This window comes from Mycobacterium sp. NPDC049093, assembly GCF_040704635.1.
Taxonomy (GTDB): domain Bacteria; phylum Actinomycetota; class Actinomycetes; order Mycobacteriales; family Mycobacteriaceae; genus Mycobacterium.
Window position 1 is genome coordinate 1 of the sequence record NZ_JBEZJS010000008.1, and the last position, 21,996, is coordinate 21,996.

23 protein-coding genes and 3 pseudogenes are annotated in these 21,996 nt (G+C 62.7%); 11 read left to right on the top strand and 15 right to left on the bottom strand.

Going from position 1 to position 21,996, the window contains the following annotated elements:
- Positions 1–235: hypothetical protein (locus AB0876_RS27705; protein ID WP_526043461.1), on the top strand; the 235-nt coding region annotated here is incomplete at its 5' end.
- A 66-nt stretch (positions 236–301) separates the two neighbouring features.
- Positions 302–1,192, top strand: a complete 891-nt coding sequence (locus AB0876_RS27710; protein ID WP_526043462.1) for a hypothetical protein — start codon at positions 302–304, stop codon at positions 1,190–1,192.
- A 75-nt stretch (positions 1,193–1,267) separates the two neighbouring features.
- Here AB0876_RS27710 and AB0876_RS27715 read toward each other — a convergent pair whose 3' ends face one another.
- Complete coding sequence (locus tag AB0876_RS27715) at positions 1,268–2,290, bottom strand: SMI1/KNR4 family protein (protein WP_526043463.1); 1,023 nt, start codon at positions 2,288–2,290, stop codon at positions 1,268–1,270.
- A gap of 27 nt (positions 2,291–2,317) precedes the next feature.
- Here AB0876_RS27715 and AB0876_RS27720 point away from each other — a divergent pair, with 27 nt between their 5' ends.
- Entirely contained in the window at positions 2,318–2,497 is a 180-nt protein-coding gene (locus AB0876_RS27720; protein WP_526043464.1) for a hypothetical protein, read from the top strand.
- Positions 2,498–2,830: 333 nt separating this feature from the next.
- Positions 2,831–3,664 carry a MerR family transcriptional regulator gene (locus AB0876_RS27725; protein ID WP_526043465.1) on the top strand — a complete coding sequence of 278 codons (834 nt, stop codon included), beginning with the start codon at positions 2,831–2,833 and terminating at the stop codon, positions 3,662–3,664.
- A 42-nt stretch (positions 3,665–3,706) separates the two neighbouring features.
- Here the strand turns inward: AB0876_RS27725 and AB0876_RS27730 are convergent.
- The 11 genes and pseudogenes from AB0876_RS27730 to AB0876_RS27780 form a co-directional block, all read right to left on the bottom strand.
- Positions 3,707–3,861, bottom strand: a pseudogene (locus tag AB0876_RS27730) (ribonucleoside-diphosphate reductase); the annotation flags it as partial.
- Between the two features lie 27 nt (positions 3,862–3,888).
- On the bottom strand, positions 3,889–4,452 hold the full coding sequence (locus AB0876_RS27735; protein WP_526043466.1) for an SLATT domain-containing protein: 564 nt from the start codon (positions 4,450–4,452) through the stop codon (positions 3,889–3,891).
- Positions 4,453–4,560: 108 nt separating this feature from the next.
- Positions 4,561–4,947 (bottom strand): annotated as a pseudogene (locus tag AB0876_RS27740) (EF-Tu C-terminal domain-related protein); the annotation flags it as partial.
- 396 nt (positions 4,948–5,343) lie between these two features.
- Positions 5,344–6,141: pseudogene (locus AB0876_RS27745) on the bottom strand (GTP-binding protein); the annotation flags it as partial.
- Between the two features lie 20 nt (positions 6,142–6,161).
- Complete coding sequence (locus AB0876_RS27750; protein ID WP_526043467.1) at positions 6,162–6,899, bottom strand: hypothetical protein; 738 nt, start codon at positions 6,897–6,899, stop codon at positions 6,162–6,164.
- A gap of 575 nt (positions 6,900–7,474) precedes the next feature.
- The gene (locus tag AB0876_RS27755) at positions 7,475–7,957 is read right to left on the bottom strand and encodes a type II CBASS E2 protein (RefSeq protein WP_526043468.1); all 483 of its coding nucleotides are present in this window, start codon (positions 7,955–7,957) and stop codon (positions 7,475–7,477) included.
- 4 nt (positions 7,958–7,961) lie between these two features.
- On the bottom strand, positions 7,962–9,137 hold the full coding sequence (locus tag AB0876_RS27760) for an SMODS domain-containing nucleotidyltransferase (RefSeq protein ID WP_526043469.1): 1,176 nt from the start codon (positions 9,135–9,137) through the stop codon (positions 7,962–7,964).
- Between the two features lie 13 nt (positions 9,138–9,150).
- Positions 9,151–11,319 carry a class 1b ribonucleoside-diphosphate reductase subunit alpha gene (gene nrdE, locus AB0876_RS27765; RefSeq protein WP_526043470.1) on the bottom strand — a complete coding sequence of 723 codons (2,169 nt, stop codon included), beginning with the start codon at positions 11,317–11,319 and terminating at the stop codon, positions 9,151–9,153.
- Positions 11,286–11,738, bottom strand: coding sequence for a class Ib ribonucleoside-diphosphate reductase assembly flavoprotein NrdI (nrdI, locus tag AB0876_RS27770; RefSeq protein ID WP_135359842.1), 453 nt, complete (start codon positions 11,736–11,738; stop codon positions 11,286–11,288). The genes nrdE and nrdI overlap by 34 nt, the downstream gene beginning before the upstream one ends.
- 40 nt (positions 11,739–11,778) lie before the next feature.
- Positions 11,779–12,018 (bottom strand): redoxin NrdH, encoded by a 240-nt coding sequence (locus AB0876_RS27775; protein WP_055112584.1) that lies wholly within the window; start codon positions 12,016–12,018, stop codon positions 11,779–11,781.
- Between the two features lie 502 nt (positions 12,019–12,520).
- Complete coding sequence (locus tag AB0876_RS27780; RefSeq protein WP_526043471.1) at positions 12,521–13,063, bottom strand: NADPH-dependent FMN reductase; 543 nt, start codon at positions 13,061–13,063, stop codon at positions 12,521–12,523.
- 90 nt (positions 13,064–13,153) lie between these two features.
- Here AB0876_RS27780 and AB0876_RS27785 point away from each other — a divergent pair, with 90 nt between their 5' ends.
- From AB0876_RS27785 to AB0876_RS27795, 3 genes are read left to right on the top strand one after another with little or no spacing between them, the layout of a single operon-like run.
- Positions 13,154–13,771 (top strand): TetR/AcrR family transcriptional regulator, encoded by a 618-nt coding sequence (locus AB0876_RS27785; RefSeq protein WP_526043472.1) that lies wholly within the window; start codon positions 13,154–13,156, stop codon positions 13,769–13,771.
- Between the two features lie 4 nt (positions 13,772–13,775).
- On the top strand, positions 13,776–14,840 hold the full coding sequence (locus AB0876_RS27790) for a DNA polymerase IV (protein ID WP_526043473.1): 1,065 nt from the start codon (positions 13,776–13,778) through the stop codon (positions 14,838–14,840).
- 10 nt (positions 14,841–14,850) lie between these two features.
- Positions 14,851–16,029, top strand: coding sequence for an AAA family ATPase (locus AB0876_RS27795; RefSeq protein ID WP_526043474.1), 1,179 nt, complete (start codon positions 14,851–14,853; stop codon positions 16,027–16,029).
- On the opposite strand, the gene AB0876_RS27800 is transcribed toward AB0876_RS27795, so the two are convergent.
- Positions 16,026–16,907, bottom strand: a complete 882-nt coding sequence (locus AB0876_RS27800) for an SDR family oxidoreductase (RefSeq protein ID WP_491838517.1) — start codon at positions 16,905–16,907, stop codon at positions 16,026–16,028. The two genes, AB0876_RS27795 and AB0876_RS27800, sit on opposite strands and share 4 nt — an antisense overlap.
- A 22-nt stretch (positions 16,908–16,929) precedes the next feature.
- Positions 16,930–17,583 carry a TetR/AcrR family transcriptional regulator gene (locus AB0876_RS27805; protein WP_498884240.1) on the bottom strand — a complete coding sequence of 218 codons (654 nt, stop codon included), beginning with the start codon at positions 17,581–17,583 and terminating at the stop codon, positions 16,930–16,932.
- Positions 17,584–17,711: 128 nt separating this feature from the next.
- On the opposite strand from AB0876_RS27805, the gene AB0876_RS27810 reads away from it, so the two are divergent.
- The 3 genes from AB0876_RS27810 (at position 17,712) to AB0876_RS27820 (ending at position 20,532) form a co-directional block, all read left to right on the top strand.
- Entirely contained in the window at positions 17,712–19,193 is a 1,482-nt protein-coding gene (locus tag AB0876_RS27810) for a cytochrome P450 (protein WP_526043475.1), read from the top strand.
- A gap of 96 nt (positions 19,194–19,289) precedes the next feature.
- Complete coding sequence (locus AB0876_RS27815) at positions 19,290–19,769, top strand: MarR family winged helix-turn-helix transcriptional regulator (protein WP_418022588.1); 480 nt, start codon at positions 19,290–19,292, stop codon at positions 19,767–19,769.
- 97 nt (positions 19,770–19,866) lie between these two features.
- Positions 19,867–20,532 carry a nitroreductase gene (locus AB0876_RS27820; RefSeq protein WP_491839315.1) on the top strand — a complete coding sequence of 222 codons (666 nt, stop codon included), beginning with the start codon at positions 19,867–19,869 and terminating at the stop codon, positions 20,530–20,532.
- A 5-nt stretch (positions 20,533–20,537) separates the two neighbouring features.
- Here AB0876_RS27820 and AB0876_RS27825 read toward each other — a convergent pair whose 3' ends face one another.
- Positions 20,538–20,993: a 2-isopropylmalate synthase gene (locus AB0876_RS27825; RefSeq protein ID WP_418022589.1), complete on the bottom strand. Its 456-nt coding sequence runs from the start codon at positions 20,991–20,993 to the stop codon at positions 20,538–20,540.
- Positions 20,994–21,224: 231 nt separating this feature from the next.
- On the opposite strand from AB0876_RS27825, the gene AB0876_RS27830 reads away from it, so the two are divergent.
- On the top strand, positions 21,225–21,986 hold the full coding sequence (locus tag AB0876_RS27830) for a sulfite exporter TauE/SafE family protein (RefSeq protein ID WP_055112567.1): 762 nt from the start codon (positions 21,225–21,227) through the stop codon (positions 21,984–21,986).
- Positions 21,987–21,996 lie beyond the last annotated feature (10 nt).

Below are 21,996 nucleotides of genomic sequence, written 5' to 3' on the forward strand. Positions count from 1 at the left end.
GGCGACCGCACCCCCGCCGAGTTTGCCCTACAGTGGGCCGCGACCCACCAACCGAAAGTCGCATAGCGGCTGGACCACCAAACGGGTCCCCCTCACGCTTCTCCCATGCGTAGATCAGACCGAATATGGCGGCGACAATCCCGAGCACCAGAGCGGTGACAAGGAGGGCCTCAACGGTTGTCGACATCGGAACATGATCTCCGACAAGGTCGCCGAACACCATCTGTCGATCTAGGTACGCGTTCAAGCGAGCTTCAGGCTACTCGTAATGGCGTACCCGTCCGTCGGGCATGATTGCGCGATGAACTCGCGGTGGTGGAGGCTGTTCGATCGGACGCTGTACCAGCTGCGCTGGATTGGTCCGCCCGCATATCTGGGGCTTGCCCTCTACGTGGGCTGGGTCGGGATTGAGTTCATTCCGGACGCCGCCATACCCACCCAGCTACTCGGCTGGGGATTTCTAGCGGTTGGCATCTGGTCCTTGCGACAGTCCTACAAGGAATTTCGGGAGGCCCGCGATGCCGAGCCGCCGTCCTGGCTGCCCGACCTACCGGACCCGAACGAGGCCGATAGGCCCGAGTGGCGGCACCCGCTGACGCCGGAGCTGCGGGAACAACTGCTGTCAACATTCGCCTTGCTGAAAGCCGCCGGGGTTGTCGACTCTGACGAGGTAACCGACGACGAGGTCGTCGAGTGCGCTGAACATACCGACGTATTCGAAGACATGGACATCCCCTCTGTGCTGATGGTTCTAGAAGAGCTGGGGGACGAACGGGATCCACCGTTTCGTCACCTCGCGTTCTTCGCCAACCAGGAGTTCTACGACGACGATGCATTCGAGATCGTGAGTGAATTCGCCCGACTCAGCGGATATACCGGGCCGTTGCGACAGATCAGCTGTGACATGACCGGCGACTACCCGCAGGGTCCCGACTATGACCCGATGCCCAATGCCGTCATCGAATTCGAGATGGGCGCTGCCCGATACTCGCTGGCCTTCACCATGTATCGCAAATACCTACCCAACGGGCTGATCGAACAGCTCGCACCGATCTTCACCCCGCCCGAACTCGAGGAGCGCTTCTACGTCGCGTGGAACAGCGACAATATGGACATCACATACACAACCCCGGCCAAGATCGCGGAGTTCAACACCGCACTCGGACCGGAACCCTCCTGGGTGCCGATCTGATCGATGCCAAGACGACGCCGGCGGCAACGCGCACAGGCCGTATCTTCCAGGGGGGAGCGTCGAGGACGGAACAGCTTATCCCTCGGTATTCCAGCGCATTTCGCGCAGACTGTCCATCAAGTTCCGCTTCCGCCATCCACGCATCTGCGTCATCTCGATGAGGGGCCGCCCGAAGAGCCCGAGCAGGTCATTCGCCGTCGTGACCGTCGCAGCCAGGTCGCAGTCGTCATCAACGATTTCGGCGGCGAGTAACTGCTGCGGGACGAGTCCGGCGTCGAGCAGGACGCGCCACTCGGCCAATCTCAGCGACAGAAAGTCCAGCGCGGGAAAGCGTGTGAGCTGTCGCGGGTCGGCCAGTGCCCCGGAGTGAGCCCAGATGGCGTGAATCCGTGGATGATCAAGCAGCGGACCAAGGTCGACGGGAGCGTCGCCCTTACTGATACCGAGCACCTCGGTGTCGGCATTCCAGTCATCGATGGAGGCCGTGGCCCCGTCCTCGACCGGCCAGCTGTGGGTGCCTTCGCGGCCGTGCACCAGCATTTCGGTGAACGAGTCGCTGCAGTACATTGCCCCGGCGGGAGACTCGTGGTCCAGGTAGACGACTTGGCCTCGATACCCTTGCGCCGCTGGCGCGAGGTCGGCGGCGTAGATATTGCCGCCCCCGTCGTGGCCGACGGGGAACCACAGCGGCGTCCAGCCCAACGGTTGAATCCGCCCCGCAGGATCCGGTCCGAGTGACATCTGTGCCGCATACCACCAGATCGACCCAGCTTGCACGGGATTGAACATGTTCCGCGTCCAGCTGTCATCGAGCGGGATGATCTCCATGCCGTTGTAGCTGCGGCCTTCACCGCCGCTGAGGTAACCGTTCCCAGCGGTCAGGTAGATGGCCCGGACCTCATCGGTCAAGGGAACTCCGAGTTGTGCTTCCACCGCCGCCAACTCCTCAGCTGCAGCCGGTGTGGCATGAGGGTTCTGCTGGGCGACCAACCGGCTCAGCGCGGCCGGGTCGGCGCTGGGCGCTGGACCAACCGCCGCGGTCAAGTCGGGCTGACGGCGATAGAGGCCGGGCTGGGCCCCCTCCTTCAGGACGAGCACACCTGGCTCTACGCGGGACTGAGGGTAATGAGATTCCTCGACACAAGCCGGCCGCTCGACGAGGTCAACTTCCCGAAGGCCGGATCTGCTGGACCGCAGGACAATACCCGCGCGCTCGACCTCGAACTGCTTGGCAACGGCGGCAAGCTCGTCAAACAGCCCGCGATGGGACTGATTGTCGCCTGGGGACTTGCCATCCATGAGTAGCGTCCCACCCGCGCCATCCGGCCCGATACTCCCCCTGAACTCAACGACGTCGACACCACGCGGCGCGGACCGCAGCTGCGCGTCAAGGGCGGGCAACCAGGTGCTCAGATCACGCAGTGTGGCCATTCGCCGAAGTCTAGAGGCCGAACCGACCTGCGATCCCACGTTCTTCCAATACCGAATGGCCAGTTATCACACCTCTTTTCGAGATTTGGGTGCAACAACTGGCCACTCGACCTGAGTGTCAGCGAAATGCCGGGACTGTCTGACGCAGCAACGCGCGGGTATGTCGGACTTGACTCTCACACCATGTGAGAGGGCACAGTCGTAGCCGTGACCGACACCCCGTCTTTGATATCGATCGGCAGGTTCTCCTCGCTGAGCCGTATCTCCGTTCGCATGCTGCGCCACTACGACACTCACGGTGTCCTGGTGCCCGCGCAGGTGGACGCGATCAGCGGCTACCGCCGGTACGCCGCGGCTCAACTGGCCGACGCAGCCGCGATCCGGCGGCTCCGCGACATCGGGTTCGGCGTGTCCGCCATCGGAGCCCTGCTCGCCATCCGCGGCACCGCGGCGTTCGACGCAGCCCTCGCGGCCCAACGCGTCGAACTGGTCGCGGCGGCCGAGGAGGCCAGCGCGCGGCTCCGGCTCATCGACCATCTACTTTCCGAGAAGGAGCTCACCATGACGGACACCGTCACCCAAGAGACCGTTCCCGCCCGCACGATCGTGTACCTGCGGGACACCGTTCCGAACTACGCCGCTGAGGGGCAGTTGTGGGCGCGGTTCATGCCCGCCCTCGCCGAGCAGGACGTCACACCGGGCATGTTGGGCGGATGCATCGAGCACGACGACGAGTTCCGCGAATCGGACGTCGATGAATCGGTGTTCGTCGAGGTTCCCGCCGACACCACGGCACGGGATCCGCTGAGCATGCTCGTTGCCCCCGCTCGACGGGCCGTGGTGGCCAGCGTCACGGGGTCGTACGCCGAGGCGATCTCGCGGGCGCACGAGCTCATCGGCGCCTATATGACCGAGCACGGGTTGACCCTGATGCGTACCGCCGACGACATCACGACGCACCACTACAACGTGTACCTCGACGACCCACGCGACGTGCCAGAGGACCGCCTGCGGACAAAGGTCTACGTGCCGGTTGTGTAGGGCACGACCTAGAAAAAGGCCAGGGGACGGCCTGCTACTCGCCTACAACATGCAGCTGACGCAGTTTTCCACCTCAGTGCCCTGCAGCGCCGCTGGGCGAAGCCGGGCATAGATCTGCGCCGTGTTGACCTAGCGGTTGTTGGCTGTGCCCTTTAAGAAAGGCGTCAGGCTCAGCCGTAGTGCACATGCTGGGTGGCGCGGCGTAGTGGACGTTCCGGCTGAGGCTACGGGCGGAGTTCCGCAGGAAAGATACGGGTGATGTCATCTGCAGTTAGTGTGACAGACTCTGCACCGCTAAGCGCTTGGCACGCTTTTTTGTAACCTCGCTTGGTTGTCTGCGGGGAGGATGCCTCGACCTCACTCTTGCGTTTAGCAAGTTCATCTCGCTTAACGCGCAGCTCGTCGAGATCTGCCCCCGACTTACCGTCGACAATTAGAGACCCGTAGGCATCTCGTAAAGCGAGAAACAACTTCGCCGAATCACGAAACCGCACCGCGTCGCCACCAGGGTCGAAACTCAACTGGACAAATGCGTAAATAAGTGCAATAGCCGCTGACGATACACTCAATACCTTCACAGCAGAAAACCAAGGGTCACTTTCCTCGGAAAGCAGATCGGCAATAACAGCACTGAGAGTTAGGGCGAGGATCACGATATTGATAATCTTCATGGCGCCTAAACGCCAGCTCTTCATTTCAGCCATTTTCTCATGCGTTTTGTGCGTGTATACCAATCGCCCGTAGGCGTCTCTGAGGTCAGCAAGAAACACATCGAGCGCGGCGGTCATAGCTACTCCGTTCTGGCGGCAGTCCACACCCTAAACAACGGAACTGTCATCGGTATAAGTTACTCGACCAACTAGCGCAAAGCGGGTCTCGACCCGAATCGCATAGAGCTACTTGATGATCTTGGTGACCCGGCCGGCGCCGACGGTACGGCCACCCTCGCGGATCGCGAAGCGCAGGCCCTCGTCCATGGCGACGGGCTGGATCAGCTTGACAGAGATGTCGGTGTTGTCACCGGGCATCACCATCTCGGTGCCCTCGGGCAGGGTCACCACGCCGGTCACGTCCGTGGTACGGAAGTAGAACTGCGGACGGTAGTTGTTGAAGAACGGCGTGTGGCGGCCGCCCTCGTCCTTGGACAGGATGTAGACGCTGCCCTCGAACTCGGTGTGCGGCCTCACGGTGCCGGGCTTGACGACGATTTGACCACGTTTGACATCTTCACGCACTACACCACGAAGGAAGAGCTTCACCTCGTCGCCGGCAAGGCTGTGATCAGCCCCCTTCGAACGTTGCGGTTGCGGTCGGAGCGGATCTCGATCTCCTCTCACCGCATCTGATCCGCTTCCAGTGCCCGATTCAATTCGATCTAGTGCCTGTTCAATTGCTGGCACAAGAGCCTGCAACTCTGCCTGCCTCCAGGACGGCCCGAGCAGCCTAATCATCGACGCGCTACCTTCGTCCACCTCCACTGAGAGGAATGCGGTGTCCCCGTCAACATCGATAGCTCGCTGCCCGAGGATCGGACTCCTGCGTTCGAACGATCGGATTCGAATCCGCAGCTCATCCTTGAAGCGGTCCGCCAATTCGTCATCGAAAACTCGACGAATGGGCCGTTCCCAGACGATTTCCATCGGCTCAATCGACTCACTGCGCCGGGTGTACATATCCGCAACGGTCGTTTTGATGGCCGGGCGGTCTACCCCCACAATTTCAACTTCTTCATCAACCCCAGTGACACCACGCTCGACACGACCGGTCACCACGGTGCCACGATCTGTGAAGGAATACACGTCCTCGACGGGCATCAGGAACGGCTTGTCGGTCTCACGTACTGGATTCGGAATCGACTCATCGACAGCGGACATCAGTTCAACGATGCGCTCTACCCATTTCGCCTCACCCTGAAGAGCTTTGAGTGCCGATACTCGAATGATCGGGGCGTCTTCGTCGAAGTCCTGGGCGGCCAGCAGTTCGCGGACCTCCATCTCGACGAGCTCGAGGAGCTCCTCGTCGTCGACCATGTCCGACTTGTTCAGCGCCACGAGGATGTAGGGCACACCCACCTGGCGGGCCAGCAGCACGTGCTCGCGGGTCTGCGGCATCGGGCCGTCGGTCGCGGAGACCACCAGGATCGCGCCGTCCATCTGGGCGGCACCGGTGATCATGTTCTTGATGTGGTCGGCGTGACCTGAGGCTTCGACGTGGGCGTAGTGCCGCTTGCCGGTCTGGTACTCCACGCGGGAGATGTTGATGGTGATACCGCGCTGACGCTCTTCAGGCGCGTTGTCGATCTGGTCGAATCCGCGCGACTCATTCAAATCGGGGTACTTGTCGTGCAGAACCTTGGTAATAGCTGCGGTGAGCGTGGTCTTGCCGTGGTCTACGTGACCGATGGTCCCGATGTTGACGTGCGGCTTCGTCCGCGCAAGCCCTGCTCTCGCTGCCGCGTCCGCATCAAAACGGTCCATTTTGCCCCATCACTAACGGGTCAGACTGTCATCGACCCATGATGATGGATACGCCAAGCCTGCCGCACATCCGACTCCGGCGGTCCACCTTTTTCAAAAACTACGCAGTAGATATCGCGGTCTAAATCTTGGGAGATTTCCTCTTGATATTCGATGAGCTTGGGCATTGCTTCTCGGACGATCTTCTCATCGATATAGTTGTACTGGTCATCGATCGATACATCATGAAACTTCTCGGGCCGCCGACGCTGGGCGATGTAAGCACATTTTTCGGCTATTGCGTCGCTGCATAGCTCAATGTCAATGTCGCTCCCACTGCGCGCAATGCCGATAACACGCATTGAATCAAATGGTCGACGCATCGGCCTCTTATCCGCCGTCCATTGGCCGCGCAATTTATCCTCAACCTCGCCAATTTTGAATTCAGGGATCCTACCACGATGTATATAAAGCTGCTCTTCAATATCGTCACGAGTCCAAGGCAGCGTTTTATGTTCACCGGAAAAGAAGAAAACAGAGCTTCCTTTAATATTTATGTCAACGCCAAGCGGATCAACATTGTCACGGTCCAGAGCATTCCAGAGGCCCTCTTTTAGCGCTTTGAAGCTGATCTCGGAAAGCCCGAGCGGAACGCGACCTGCGCGCCAGTTACGCAACGACTCATCGGTTATCCCCAAGAAGCGCAGATCATGCTCGGTGATGACGTAACCGCTGCCGTCGTCAATCGGAGGGTCAGCACTTCCATCCTTAATGCTCAACACGCCACCTCACCCAGTCACGCGAACGCTCTAACGCGATCGGCCCGCACAACGATTCACCAATTAGCTCGCCTTCCGGCGCAGCACCCAGAGCATGGAACTTTGATGGCCCACGCCCGGGTGAGTGCCCAGCACACTCATCGCCCATCCGATGATAACGCGGTACGCCCTCCAATGTTCTTCGTATCGCACAAACCGTCGATCGCCCAGATTCGCATAGATAGGTCGCGAGCTATTGTATCCAAATCACCTCTCTGGATCGTAATATTTCTATCGCTGCAGCAGTGGCGCAGCGTGCTAATTGATTAATGACCAACAATTCACCTGCCCTACCGGCGATCCGCAACAACTGGGAGTAATTCGTTGAGCGCTGGTAGCCTGCAACTAACAGTAATCGCCGGTGAGAGAAAGGTATTGACCGTCGGCCATTCTGCGCCCATAACAGACGGACAGCTCCAACCGTTGACAACGGAGAATTTCGGCTCTCCGTATAGAAATATCGTCAGCCAGCTTCTATAGGTGGGCAGATAGTTTACCGCGAAACAATTTGAATTAAACTCCTAATGAATAGTCGTCTACGACGTCTTCTTGTGCACGTAATCAAATCCAGCAGGTTGAAATTTCTGTCGATCAGAACTCCAGCCGCCGTAGCGATATAGCACAGACTCAGTCTCTTTCTCAACCGCGCCGATATCGTCACCCATCCATATCGCCGTGGCCTTCCACACTTCATAGAAGAATAGCCACTCGGATGCCCACGGAATGATGGTGTCCACGTATAGATAGCTAGATTTCCACTCGCGCCCCGCGCACAGGCATAGCGAGCCGTCATCCCACACGTGAGGAAGGCGTCCGCGAGCGTCCGGTTGCAGCGCCGGCGCAATCACGTACAGGTCAGGTCTCGCCGACTCATTTCGCGCTACGAGCCCAACTCGGTAACTACGAGAAGTCGGAGACGGTACAAGTGATCCGTACCACGTCAGACCCGTTGCTGACAGATGGATTGTCGATCGAGGGAAATACTGACGTAGCGCGACCGCCTGGAGCGCGAGCTTCACTGGACTAGAACTGCCTCCGCCTGCCGCCGTGGAAGGTGTGAGAACGAACCGGTCGAACCCCCAACGACGCTGCAGAGAGCATGCCCGTGCCCGACGCAGACCGCAATTGACCAGACTGGCGCGCCGCCAAAATCGGTTCCGAGATTGCCCGCGCACTTGCCACCTTCACGTTGCCGCCAAACGCAGTGCCGATGCGCTCTAGAACGACGTCATTGCCTGAACTGGCCGGTATGCCTGAAATATCTTGCTGCACAGCAGAAATCCACTCGAGGAGGTCGCTAGCACGCCAGCGCTCATCTACCCAGTAGTCAGCAAAGTTCTCGCCCGGCATTGCCGGGTTCTCAATAACCCACAATCCGTTCACACGATCGATGCCGTCTTCTAAACCACCCGCAATGGCGCGTATGGCTTCGTATAGTTCCTCGTTGCCGAGGTTGACACTGGCTCGCTCGTAAGCGAGCGCGGCAAGCGTAGTGATGACGATCGAAGACGGACGACGGCCGAGGCGATCAGCGAAGTAAATGTCCCGGTGCCGCTTCAACGCCTGCACAGACAATTGAAGGTTGGTCTTCTGTCGCCAATCTGGCACCTCGGCGACATCCACACCGCTCGTCTTCAGCCGCCACTGGCGCTCCGCCCATTCCGGATGCCCAACATCGTTGAACCACTGGGCGTAACCCTTTGGATCGGACGGCTGCCAACGGAAGACAGCTTTGTCCGTGATCTCGATACCAGTTTCAGTCTTCCCATCGGGAATCGCTGGCAGCACATCTATATGCATGCCGGGGTACTCGAGTGTCCAGCAACGGTCGCTCTCCGAGAGGAGCGGGCCTCCGGCGTCCGAGTGCTGCACGAACTCACGCAAGCCCATGCCGGTATCGCGTTTCAAGTTGGCTTGCGTGGTGGAGTACTTGCTCAGCCCTCGAACCACTACAAGGTCGATATCGACTTCGTCATTGCGGTGAACGCTCCGCGTCACTGTGCCCAGTGCAAAGGACCCCTGCGGGTAGACCAAGTTCTCAAGGAAACTGTCCTGCCAGTAGGTGTCTAGCGCCGCCCCAAGGAGCTTGTAGCGAGCGATGACTGCCTCACGCTCGCCTCGCGAAATATCGAGCGACCCGATCCCTGCACCCAGCATCTCGCTGAGATGACTTTGTTTCTCTATGAGGGGTATCGACATTTCAATTCCTTCGTCACAGCATGCAGGACACGCAACCCTCGACTTCGGTTCCCTCCAAAGCCATCTGACGCAACCGGATGTAGTAGAGCGTCTTGATTCCCTTGCGCCAGGCGTAGATCTGCGCCTTGTTGACCTCGCGGGTGTCGGCGGTGTCCTTGAAGAACAACGTCAGCGAAAGACCCTGATCCACGTGCTGGGTGGCCGCGGCGTAGGTGTCGATGATCTTCTGGTACCCGATCTCATACGCGTCCTGGTAATACTCCAGGTTGTCGTTGGTCAGATACGGCGCCGGGTAGTAGACCCGGCCGATCTTGCCTTCCTTACGGATCTCAATCTTGCTCGCCACCGGGTGGATCGACGACGTCGAGTGGTTGATGTACGAGATCGACCCGGTCGGCGGGACGGCCTGCAGGTTCTGGTTGTAGATGCCGTGCTTCTGCACCGACTCCTTCAACTGCTTCCAGTCGTCCTGTGTCGGGATGTGGATCTCCGCATCGGCGAAGATCTGCCGGACCTTGTCGGTGGCCGGCTCCCATGCCTGATCGGTGTATTTGTCGAAGAACTCCCCCGACGCGTACTTCGAGTCCTCGAACCCGCCGAAGCTCGTACCGCGTTCGATCGCAATGAGATTCGACGCCCGCAGCGCGTGGAACAGCACGGTGTAGAAGTAGATGTTGGTGAAGTCGACGCCCTCTTCGGAGCCGTAATGGATCCGCTCGCGGGCCAGGTAGCCGTGCAGGTTCATCTGCCCCAGGCCGATCGCGTGCGAGCTGTTGTTGCCCTGCTCGATCGACGGCACCGACCAGATGTGCGTCTGATCGCTCACCGCGGTCAGCGCCCGGATGGCCACCTCGATGGACTGCGCGAAGTCCGGTGAATCCATCGTCTTGGCGATATTCATCGACCCGAGGTTGCACGAGATGTCCTTGCCCACCTTGGAGTAGGACAGATCGTCGTTGAACTCCGAGGCCGTGGAGACCTGGAGGATCTCCGAGCACAGGTTGGAGTGGGTGATCTTGCCGGCGATCGGGTTGGCCCGGTTCACCGTGTCCTCGTACATGATGTACGGGTAGCCCGACTCGAACTGCAGCTCGGCCAGCGTCTGGAAGAACTCGCGCGCCTTGATCTTCGTCTTGCGGATCCGCGCGTCGTCGACCATCTCGTAGTACTTCTCGGTCACCGAGATGTCGGCGAACGGAACGCCGTAGACCTTCTCGACGTCGTACGGCGAGAAGAGGTACATGTCCTCGTTCTTCTTGGCCAGCTCGAAGGTGATGTCCGGGATCACGACACCCAGCGAGAGCGTCTTGATCCGGATCTTCTCGTCGGCGTTCTCGCGCTTGGTGTCGAGGAACCGGTAGATGTCGGGATGGTGTGCGTGCAGGTACACCGCACCGGCGCCCTGACGGGCTCCCAGCTGGTTGGCGTAGGAGAACGAGTCCTCCAACAGCTTCATGATCGGGATGACGCCCGAGCTCTGGTTCTCGATGTTCTTGATCGGGGCGCCGTGCTCACGAATGTTGGTCAGCAGCAGGGCAACTCCACCACCGCGCTTGGACAGCTGCAAGGCAGAGTTGATCGAGCGCCCGATGGACTCCATGTTGTCCTCGATGCGCAGCAGGAAGCAGGACACCGGCTCGCCGCGCTGCTTCTTACCCGAGTTGAGGAACGTCGGGGTGGCCGGCTGGAAGCGGCCGTCGATGATCTCGTCGACGAGCTTCTCGGCCAGCACTGTGTCACCGGCGGCCAGCGTCAGTGCCACCATCACGACGCGATCTTCGAAACGCTCCAGGTAGCGCTTCCCGTCGAAGGTCTTGAGCGTGTAGGAGGTGTAGTACTTGAACGCACCGAGGAAGGTCGGGAACCGGAACTTCTTGGCGTAGGCCCGATCCAGCAGGCTCTTGACGAAGTTGCGGCTGTACTGGTCGAGCACCTCGCGCTCGTAGTACTCCTTCTCGATCAGGTAATCGAGCTTCTCGTCCTGGCTGTGGAAGAACACCGTGTTCTGGTTGACGTGCTGCAGGAAGTACTCCCGCGCAGCCCGCACATCCTTGTCGAACTGAATCTTGCCGTCGGCGTCGTACAGATTCAGCATCGCGTTGAGCGCGTGGTAATCCGTCTCTCCGGGCAGGGTGTGCCCAGGAGCGGTTACAGGCTCTGCAGCTGTGACGGTTGGTGGCACGTCTGGTCCTTCCAAAAGTCTTTCAACCCCGCACGGACTGCTTCGACGTCGTCCGGGGTTCCCATGAGTTCGAAGCGATACAGGTACGGGACGCCGCATTTGCGCGAGACAACATTGCCCGCGTACGCGAACTCCGCACCGAAGTTGTTGTTGCCCGCGGCGATGACGCCGCGGATCAACGACCGATTGTGTTCATTGTTCAGAAAGGCGATGACCTGCTTGGGGACGTAGCCACCGTTGTCGATGTCGGGGGTGGCACGGCCGCCGCCGTAGGTGGGCAGAATCAGAACGTAGGGCTCGTCCACCTCGATGCGGCCGTGCAGCGGGATCCGGGTGACGCGATCTTCGGGCCATCCCAGCTTCTGGACGAAGCGGTGGGTGTTCTCCGAGACGCTGGAGAAGTAGACGAGATGGCTCATCGTGTTCTCCGTCCTTCCCCCGTGGTGGTGATGCCTTCCGTTATGCGGTCGCCGCGACCGTGCTCAGTGCCTTGATCCGATCGGGACGGAAGCCCGACCAGTGGTCGTTACCGGCCACCACAACGGGGGCCTGCAGGTAACCGAGCGCCATGACGTAGTCGCGGGCCTCGCTGTCGAGGGTGATGTCGACCTTCTCGAACTCGATGCCCTGCTTCTCCAACGCCTTGTAGGTGGCGTTGCACTGCACGCATGCGGGCTTGGTGTACACGGTGACGGTCATCTTCGGTACGGCTCCTCTTGCGGAAAGTGAAAAAACTAGACAGGTGACTGGCAACTGATCGGGTCTTACGTTTCGCTTAAGTTCAGCGACCTTCGGGCCGCCAAAATTCCTGCCGGTCGAAGCCGCTCTCCGGCTGGTCTTGAAACCGACTCGGCCGGATTCGCTACGCTCCGGCCGGCTCCCGAACTGTGGTGGCCTGTCGGTCTCACAGACACTACACCTAGTGGCCGACAGTTCGAAGCCATACAACATGTTCTGAATAACATTTCTGAAATTCCCTGGTCGTAAGCTTGCCAGCAACCACGTTCGCGGCGTGTCGCGCCCGACTTGACAGACCGTGTCGCGCGGCACCCCTAGATGTACCACCAGCCACCGACAAGTCCGGCCGCCGCACAGCGCGAGCCCCCCTAATAGCAAAGCCGCCGGCCGGGTCTGAACGACCCAGCCGGCGGCAAGATTTTGCCGGAAAGCGGCGCAAACGGCAAAACGCGAAGACGACCCCTCAGCCGACCTCGGTTGTGAGCTTGCTCACAATGTCACGCAGCGCCTCCGCCACCTCGGCGTTCTCCCTGGGGTGCTTGCCGTCGAGCGACTTGGACGGCACCGACAGCTTCAGATCTTCGACCACGCGCGGCCCGGCGATGCCGAACGATTTACGAGTCTCGTCATGTGCCCACACGCCGCCGTACTGCCCGAGCGCCGCCCCGACGACCGCCAGCGGCTTGTCCTTGAGCGCGCCGTTGCCGAACGGCCGCGACAGCCAATCGATGGCGTTCTTCAACACACCGGGGATGCTGCCGTTGTATTCGGGGGTGACGACGAGCGCGGCGTCGGCCTCGCCAGCCGCCGCCCGCAGGGCGACCACCGACTCGGCCACCTCGTCGGTGTCGATGTCCTCGTTATAGAAGGGCAGCTCCCCCAGCCGATCAAAGATGCGCAGTTCCACTCCGTCGGGCGCCTGCTCCACTGCCAGTTCGGCGATCTGCCGGTTGACCGACGCCGCCCGCAGGCTCCCTATCAACACCAGCACCTTGATATCGGCCATGTTCACACTCCTTTTGTTCGACTCACTCGATTCTCGCAACGATCAACCGGACTGTGGTCCGATTAATTCCTTCTGAGTTAAAGTTCAGTGGTGGCAGCCACCGATCGCCCGACCCAGCTGGCGGGCACCGACCCGGCGCCACAAGAACGCGGCCCAGGGCGTGTCGACGCCGCCCGAAACCGCGCCCTCATCCTCGACGCCGCGCGCCGACTGATCGCCGAACGCGGACCCGACGCGGTCAGCACCGACGATATCGCGGTAGAGGCCGGAGTCGGGAAAGGCACGGTGTTCCGCAGGTTCGGCAGCCGGGCCGGTCTGATGATGGTGCTGCTCGACGAGGACGAGACCGCCGAGCAGGACGCCTTCATGTTCGGCCCACCCCCGCTGGGCCCCGGCGCACCCCCGCTCGAACGGCTGCTGGCCTACGGCGCGGATCGCCTCCGATTCGTCCACGGTCATCGGGCGCTGCTGTCCGACGCCATCCGTGACCCTGAATTGCGCTTCAGCGGTCCGTTCACGCTGCACCGCACCCACGTCCGAATGCTGCTCGAAACCGCAGGCACCACCGGCGATCTCGATGCCCAAACCGACGCCCTGATCGCACTTCTGAACCCCGATTACCTGGCGCATCAGCTGTCTCTCGGACGGAGCCTCGACCACCTGACGACTGCCTGGCAGGACACCGCCCGCAAGTTGTGTGGCCACTAGCGCCATGACCGCCTGGGTACTGCATGTCGACCTGGACCAGTTCCTGGCCTCGGTCGAGTTGCGGCGCCACCCTGAACTTCAAGGGCTGCCGGTCATCGTCGGCGGCAGCGGTGATCCCACCGAGCCCCGCAAGGTGGTCACCTGTGCGTCGTACGAGGCGCGCGCGTTCGGGGTGCACGCCGGGATGCCGCTGCGCACCGCGGCGCGCAGATGCCCGGACGCCACCTTCCTGCCATCGGACCCGGAGGCTTACGACGCGGCGTCCGAACAGGTCATGGGTCTGCTGCGCGATCTCGGCCACCCGTTGGAGGTCTGGGGTTGGGACGAGGCCTATCTCGGTGCCGAGGTCAGCGATCCGGTCGAGCTGGCCGAGCGCATCCGCACGGTGATCGCCGCCGAGACCGGCTTGTCCTGCTCGGTGGGTATCAGCGACAACAAGCAACGCGCGAAGGTGGCTACCGGCCTGGCCAAACCGGCGGGTGTCTACCTGCTCACCGAGACCAATTGGATGTCGGTGATGGGTGACCGTCCGACCGATGCGCTGTGGGGCATCGGCCCCAAGACCACCAAAAAGCTTGCGACGCTGGGCATCACCACGGTGGCCGATCTGGCTGCCACCGACGCCACCGTGCTCACCGCAGCCTTCGGGCCCAGTACGGGGCTGTGGATCTTGCTGCTCGCCAAGGGCGGCGGCGACAGTGAGGTGAGCTCCGAGCCGTGGATTCCACGGTCACGCAGCCACGTCATCACCTTCGCCGAGGACCTCACCGACCGCAGTGAGATGGACGACGCGATCCGGGACCTGGCCCGGCGGACCCTCGACGAGGTGGTGGAACAGGAACGCATCGTCACCCGGGTGGCAGTCACGGTGCGTACCAGCACGTTCTACACCCGCACCAAGATCCGCAAGCTGAGTTCACCGAGCACCGACGCCGACGCGATCACCGACACTGCGCTGGCGGTCTTCGATCAGTTCGAGTTGGACCGGCCGATCCGACTGCTGGGTGTTCGGCTCGAACTGTCCATGGACGAGCTTCCCACCGCCCCGATTGTCGGAACCGACCAATAGCCTCGACGCCATGCTGCAGACCATCGCGATCCGGGGCTACCGCTCGCTACGGGAGGTGATCCTCCCGCTGGCCGAGCTCACCGTGGTCACCGGCGCCAACGGCACCGGAAAGTCCTCCATCTATCGGGCGCTGAGGCTACTGGCGGACTGCGGGCGGGGCCAGGTGATCGGCTCACTGGCCCGCGAGGGCGGGCTGCAATCGGTGCTGTGGGCGGGCCCGGAACAGCCGTCCGAGCATGCCCAGGGCACCACACGAACCCGCCCCGTGTCCCTCGAACTCGGTTTCTCTGCAGATGATTTCGGCTATCTGGTGGATCTCGGCCTGCCGCAGATGGCCGGGTCGGGCGGTGAGCCGTCCGCGTTCGCGCTCGATCCGGAGATCAAGCGCGAGGTGGTCTTCGCCGGGCCGGTGCTGCGTCCGGCCTCGGCGCTGGTGCGCCGCACCCGCGAGTACGCCGAGGTGGCCGCCCAGTCTGGTCGGGGTTTCGATGAATTGACCCGTTCACTGCCCTCCTACCGCAGCCTGCTCGCCGAGTACGCACATCCGGACGCGCTTCCGGAGCTGTCGGCGGTGTCGGACCGGTTGCGCGACTGGCGGTTCTACGACGGGTTCCGGGTCGATGCCGCCGCACCCGCCCGCCAGCCGCATGTCGGTACCCGTACGCCGGTGCTCTCCGACGACGGCTCGGATCTGGCCGCGGCGGTGCAGACGATCATCGAGACGACGTTCGACGATCTGGCCCGTGCAGTAGCCGACGCGTTCGACGGCGCCACCATCTCGGTGGCGGTCAACGACGGGCTGTTCGATCTGCAGCTGCGTCAGCGCGGCATGCTACGACCGTTACGTGCAGCCGAATTATCGGACGGCACACTGCGTTTCCTGCTGTGGGCGACGGCCCTGGCCAGCCCCCGGCCACCATCGCTGATGGTGCTCAACGAGCCTGAGACGTCGCTGCACCCCGATCTGGTCCGACCGCTGGCATCGCTGGTCCGCACGGCCGCCAAGCAGTCCCAGGTGGTCGTGGTGACGCATTCGCGCGCACTACTGGACTTCCTGGAGACCACGCCGGCGGCCGATGAGCAGCGGAGCTCCGCGATCGAGGTCGAGCTCTACAAGCAGTGGGGTGAGACGAAGGTGGACGGGTTCGGCATGCTGAACACGCCCTCGTGGCACTGGGGAAAACGCTAGCGCTGCACGGATTTCGGCCGTAGTGCCCGGCTGAAGAGCACGTTGACCTGCCGCATGGCCACACTGTAGGGCCACCACGCGACGCGCTTGAAGGCGTACAGGGCGCGGATGTCGACCGACGTGTAGATCAGAAACCGGTTGCGCGCCATCCCGGCCAGGATCTTGTCGGCCGCCTTCTCCGCCGAGATGGCGTGGCCGGCGAACCGGTCCACCCATTTCTGTACGTTCGGATCTTCCCGATCGACACCGGCGATCTGAACCGTCTGCACCAGACCGGTTTTCACCGCACCCGGCACCACGACCGACACCCCGATGCGGTGCCGCGCCAGGTCGAAACGCAGCACTTCACTCAGTCCACGCAGCCCGTACTTACTCGCGCTGTAAGCGCTGTGCCAGGGCAGCGCCACGATGCCGGCGGCCGAGGACACGTTCACCAGATGCCCGCCGCGGCGAGCCTGCACCATCGGCGGCAGGAATGTCTCGATCACGTGGATCGGGCCCATCAGGTTGACGTCGATCATCGAGCGCCAGTGTTGGTGGGTGAGTTGGTCGACCGTCCCCCACGCCGATACCCCGGCGATATTCATGACCACATCCATCGACGCATGGGCGGCATGGATGTCGGCAGCGAATGCCGCCACCTGGTCGTAGTCGGAGATATCCAGCGCTCGGTGGGCAGGCACCTCGGCGCCGAGCGCCTTGGCGTCGGCGACGGTCTGGGCCAGACCGACCTCATCGCGGTCGGTCAGGTACAGCTCAGCACCCCGGGCCGCCAGGGCAAGGGCGGTAGCCCGGCCGATGCCGCTGGCTGCGCCGGTGATCAAGCACTTTTTCCCCGAAAAGTCCGCCCGGGCGTTACCCGCGGTATCACTCCCCATAGCGGTGACCTTACCTGTGGTGCTAACCGTCCTGCCCGCCCCACAGTGCGTTGAGCCACAGTCGCTCGACCACGTCGAGCGCACGGGCCGGGTCGGGTCCCCGCCCGACGAAGGCGGAGTCGTGCGACAGCGTCATCGCCGTGGTCGCCACGAGGGTACGGACCAGGGCCGGGAGGTCATCCGAGATCGGACGGGCACCGCCATCTTGTTCGACCAGGCCCACGATTTGGTCGATCACCGCGTCCTCGTAGTCGTTCATCAACTCCCGGATCTGGGCGTCGGTGTTCTGCGCGACGGTGCAGGCCGACATGATCGGATCGTTGGTCGCGAAGACGGTGGCCGCGCTTCCGACCATCCGCTTGGCGAAGGCGGCTGGCGTTTCACCGGCGTCGCGGGGCGCGTAGTTGTGGGTCAACGCGGCGAGTTGTTCCATCGCGTCAGACACGATCACCGCCAGCACCGCGTACTTCGAATCGAAGTAGAAGTAGAAGCCCGACCGGGCCACCCCGGCGCGTTCGCTGATGGTGCTCACCGACAAATCCGCGAACGACTGCTCCTCGAGCAGTTCCCGCACAGCCGTCACGATGGCCTCGCGTTGCCGGTCACCACGGCTGCGACGGGCCTGCGGACGCCCGGTGGAGCCATTGCTGCTCCCCGGTATCGATTCGGCGGTCATGGCATTAGACCTTTGCATCCACGACGCGCCAGTTCAAAACTTGACATGCGTCAAGTCTGACAGTCAGGATGGCCTCAAGTGGTGACATCGACCACACTTCGTCGGACTTTGTTGGTCAGGAGCGGCCCATGACAACCATCAGCACCCCGCATTACCTGCTCGATCAGGCCAAGCGTCGGTTCACCCCGACGCCCAACACGTTGCCGGGAATGGGCGTGCTCGAAAAGCGCCTCAAGGCCAAGGAGTGGGACCAGTTCGTCTTCGCCGAACCCCCCGCCGGCAGCGGCCTCAAGCCGATCATGGGCGACTCCGGTTTGCCGATCATCGGCCACATGATCGAGATCTTCCGTGGCGGTCCCGACTTCATCCTTGAGCAGTACCGCAAGAACGGCCCGCTCTACTACGCGCAGTCCCCCGCCCTGTCCTCGGTGATGGCGCTCGGTCCCGACGCCACCCAGGCCGTCTTCTCCAACCGCAACAAGGATTTCTCGCAGCGCGCCTGGGATCCGGTGATCGGCCCGTTCTTCGAAGGCGGCCTGATGCTGCTCGACTTCGACGAGCACATGTTCCACCGCCGGATCATGCAGGAGGCGTTCACCCGCACCAGGCTGACCGGCTACATCTCGCACATCGACTCGGTGGCCTCGAGGGTGCTGGCCGAGGACTGGGTGGCCAACGACCCGCGATTCTTGTTGCACCCGGCGATGAAGGAGCTCACCCTCGACATCGCCTCGGAAGTGTTCATGGGCGTCCCCGCGGGAACCGACCGCGCCCTGGTCACCACGATCAATAACGCGTTCACCACCACGACGCGGGCCGGCAACGCGATCGTGCGGACGTCAGTGCCCCCACTGAAGTGGTGGCGGGGCATCCAGGCCCGCAAGACTCTCGAGGACTACTTCGCCAGCCGCATCGGGGAGAAGCGCCAGTCGGAGAGCACCGACATGTTCAGCGTGCTGTGTCATTCCGCCGATGAGGACGGCCAGACCTTCACCGACGACCAGATCATCAGCCACATGATCTTCCTGATGATGGCCGCCCACGACACGTCCACCTCGACGATGACGACGATGGCCTACCACCTGGCGGCCAATCCGGAGTGGCAAGAGCGCATGCGCGACGACTCCGCGCGCATCGGTGACGGACCGCTGGACTTCGAGGCGCTGGACAAGCTGGAAACCTACGACCTGGTGATCAACGAGTCGTTGCGGATGCAGACACCGCTGCCGTTCAACTTCCGCGAGGCCGTGCGCGACACCGAGTTGCTGGGCTACTTCATCCCGGCCGGCACGAGCGTGGTCACGTGGCCATCGATCAACCACCGCCTGCCAGAGCTGTGGACGGACCCGGACAAGTTCGACCCGGACCGCTTCGCCGAGCCACGCAGCGAGCACAAGAGTCACCGGTATGCGTTCGCGCCGTTCGGTGGCGGCGCCCACAAGTGCATCGGCATGGTGTTCGGCCAGCTGGAGATCAAGACCGTGATGCACCGACTGCTGCGCCGCTACAAGCTGGAGCTCGCCGGCCCGGGTTACCAGCCGCGCTACGACTACGGCGGCATGCCGGTCCCGATCGACGGTATGCCGATCGTGCTGCGCCCGCTGCACTGAGGCATTCGACGGCCCATTGGCCAGTTGTCGCACGCGTCCGACGTATCGCCGTGCGGTAACTGGCCATTCGGCGCTCCAGGCGTCTAACGTCGCGACATGACCGCCGATGAAGTCAAGGAGGCATCGACGCCGCGCGCGACCGATCGCGCCGGCGATACCTCGCCGTTCGCCCTCGGATTGCTGCTGAGGCGGGCCCACTGGCATGCGTCGGCCGTGATGTCGGAGGCACTTGCACCCCTCGGCATCGAGATGCGCCATTTCGCGGTCCTGCTCGAGCTCGTCAATCACGGCCCGACGGAACAACGGGATCTCGTAGAGGCCACCGGGTCCGACAAGTCGGCAATCATGCGAGTCATCGACGACCTGGAACACAAGGGCCTAGCGGTGCGCAAACCGGTTCCGGGTGACCGGCGGGTGCGGGCGGTCGAGGTCACCCCGAAAGGCCTGGAGCTTTTCGACGCCGCACATGTAGCGGCGCGGCCTCTGGCCGAACGCCTGGTTGCCGCGATGCCACCAGGCGACGTCGAGCAACTGAAAGAACTCCTGATCCGTCTGAGCCCGCCACCGGAGCCGTAGTCAACCTCGCGCAACCACACCCGGGAATAATTCGCGCCACTACCGTCTTGAATGAGATAGTCGCAAACGCGACAATCTATCCGGGAGGCACGCCATGATTGACGTCTACGACGCGGTCACCAGCCGACGGGCGGTACGCGGATTCACTGATCAGCCCGTCCCCACCGAGGTTCTACAGCATGTGCTGACGGCCGCCGCCTGGTCGCCGTCCGCCTCGAACATCCAGCCCTGGCACATCTACGTGGTCACCGGCGCTCCGCTGGCCGAGCTCAAGAAACGGGCCACGGAACGCGTGGCCAACGGCGAACCCTGGGACGAGCGGGAGTACGAGATGTACCCCACCGACATGAAAGCGCTCTACGGCGACCGTCGCGCGGCCTTCGGCAAGGAGCGCTACAGCGCCCTCGGCATTGCCCGCGACGACTGGGACGCCCGCCAACGCGCCGCGATCGCCAACTGGGACTGCTTCGGCGCACCGGCCGCGCTGTTCTGCTATATCGACCGTGATCTGGGCCCCGCGCAGTGGGCGGACCTCGGGATGTACCTGCAGACCGTCATGCTGCTGCTACGTGCCGAGGGACTGCACAGCTGTCCTCAGATGGCGTGGTCTCAAGTCCGCGGCACCGTCGCCGACGTCCTCACCCCTCCACCTGAACTAATCCTGTTCTGCGGCATGTCCATTGGCTATGAGGACCCCACCGTCCCCTACGTTCGGACCGGCCGCGCGCCACTGGACGAAACGGTCACCGTAGTCGACGGCTAACTCGCTCAGGCCGCCATCAGCCGGTTGGCGCAGGCGATCACCGCGGACAGGGCCGACTGCACCGGGTCGTCGGACAGTCCCACGGCCCATCGGCGATGCAGACCGTCGCAACCTTCGATGAAGGTGGCGGTCTGCCCCGCGGCGGGCAGTTGGTGGAACGAGGTGGTCTCGACGCTGACGCCGCGGTCATGCAGCATCGCGGTCAGCGCCGCCACGGGCCCGCTGGCCGCCGCGGTCGAGGTGGCGATTTCGTCGCCGATGGCCAGCGTCGCCCGGTAGCTGCGGGCCTGCGGGCCGAGGCGGCTGCCTGTCCTGCGCTCGTCGGCGCAACTGAAGTGCCCCAGTCGCAGTGGGCCCGCCGACGGCGAATATTCGCCCAGGAACTGCTCCCAGGATGTCGATTCGCCCGCATCGCGGAGGTCGCGCGGCAACGGGGTGGTGAAGTGGGCCGAGAATGACATCGGATCACCCGATTGCGGTGCTGGTGAAGTGAGATACATGTGCCGGTCTTCTCTTGCTCAGAGGAAGTGACCGACGAAGTAGCGAACGACCCACAGCGGGGGGTCGGTCTGATCAGACCCCGCTGCGGGTTGCTACTACAAGTCGCCTTGGCACGTTGGCGATGCTAGACGCAGCCCGTCCGGTCACGCAAACACTTTTTGGCTACGTAGTCTCGGCGGAGTGGACGCCGCATGAGCATCGCCGACGTTGCACTGCTCTTTTTCGCCGGGATTGCCGGCGGACTCACCGGCAGCATCGCCGGGCTGGCCTCCGTGGCCACTTACCCCGCGCTGCTGATGGTCGGGTTGCCCCCGGTGACGGCGAACGTGACCAACACCGTGGCTGTGGTGTTCAACGGTGTCGGTTCGGTCTGGGGCTCACGGCCAGAACTGGCCGGACAGGGGGCCTGGCTCAAGCGGATCATTCCTGTCGCCGCGCTCGGCGGCGTGGCGGGGGCGGCACTACTGCTGTCCACCCCGGCTGAGGGGTTCGAACGGGTGGTGCCGATCCTGATCGGTTTCGCGTCCGTGGCAATCCTGCTGCCGCGCCGCGAACACCGCGAAGCCCGCATCGCCAACCATAATCAGCACCGGATCCGGGCGGCGTCGGAAGCCGCCGCCATCTTCCTGATCACCATCTACGGCGGCTATTTCGGAGCGGCGGCCGGGGTGCTGCTGCTCGCGCTGTTGCTTCGTGCGGGTGGTGCAACGCTGGCGCATGCCAATGCGGGTAAGAATGTCATCTCCGGCGTCGCCAACGCCGTCGCCGCGCTCATCTTCGTGTTCTTCGCTCCGGTGCACTGGGGCGCGGTGGTGCCGCTGGGCATCGGATGCCTGATCGGCTCCCGACTGGGTCCGATCGTGGTGCGCCACGCACCCGCCACCCCATTGCGGTTTCTGATCGGCGCGGCGGGAGTCGCACTTGCCGTCAAGCTCGCGCTCGACACCTACTGACGACCCATGA

Coding starts and splice junctions, on each gene's coding strand:
- AB0876_RS27805 (WP_498884240.1), bottom strand. CDS start 17,583: ATGACCGCCGAATCGATACCGGGGAGCAGCAATGGCTCCACCGGGCGT.
- AB0876_RS27795 (WP_526043474.1), top strand. CDS start 14,851: ATGCTGCAGACCATCGCGATCCGGGGCTACCGCTCGCTACGGGAGGTG.
- AB0876_RS27830 (WP_055112567.1), top strand. CDS start 21,225: ATGAGCATCGCCGACGTTGCACTGCTCTTTTTCGCCGGGATTGCCGGC.
- AB0876_RS27825 (WP_418022589.1), bottom strand. CDS start 20,993: ATGTCATTCTCGGCCCACTTCACCACCCCGTTGCCGCGCGACCTCCGC.
- AB0876_RS27780 (WP_526043471.1), bottom strand. CDS start 13,063: ATGGCCGATATCAAGGTGCTGGTGTTGATAGGGAGCCTGCGGGCGGCG.
- nrdI (WP_135359842.1), bottom strand. CDS start 11,738: ATGAGCCATCTCGTCTACTTCTCCAGCGTCTCGGAGAACACCCACCGC.
- AB0876_RS27775 (WP_055112584.1), bottom strand. CDS start 12,018: ATGACCGTCACCGTGTACACCAAGCCCGCATGCGTGCAGTGCAACGCC.
- AB0876_RS27710 (WP_526043462.1), top strand. CDS start 302: ATGAACTCGCGGTGGTGGAGGCTGTTCGATCGGACGCTGTACCAGCTG.
- AB0876_RS27810 (WP_526043475.1), top strand. CDS start 17,712: ATGACAACCATCAGCACCCCGCATTACCTGCTCGATCAGGCCAAGCGT.
- AB0876_RS27735 (WP_526043466.1), bottom strand. CDS start 4,452: ATGACCGCCGCGCTCGATGTGTTTCTTGCTGACCTCAGAGACGCCTAC.
- AB0876_RS27760 (WP_526043469.1), bottom strand. CDS start 9,137: ATGTCGATACCCCTCATAGAGAAACAAAGTCATCTCAGCGAGATGCTG.
- AB0876_RS27815 (WP_418022588.1), top strand. CDS start 19,290: ATGACCGCCGATGAAGTCAAGGAGGCATCGACGCCGCGCGCGACCGAT.
- AB0876_RS27800 (WP_491838517.1), bottom strand. CDS start 16,907: ATGGGGAGTGATACCGCGGGTAACGCCCGGGCGGACTTTTCGGGGAAA.
- AB0876_RS27720 (WP_526043464.1), top strand. CDS start 2,318: ATGAGATTCCTCGACACAAGCCGGCCGCTCGACGAGGTCAACTTCCCG.
- AB0876_RS27790 (WP_526043473.1), top strand. CDS start 13,776: ATGACCGCCTGGGTACTGCATGTCGACCTGGACCAGTTCCTGGCCTCG.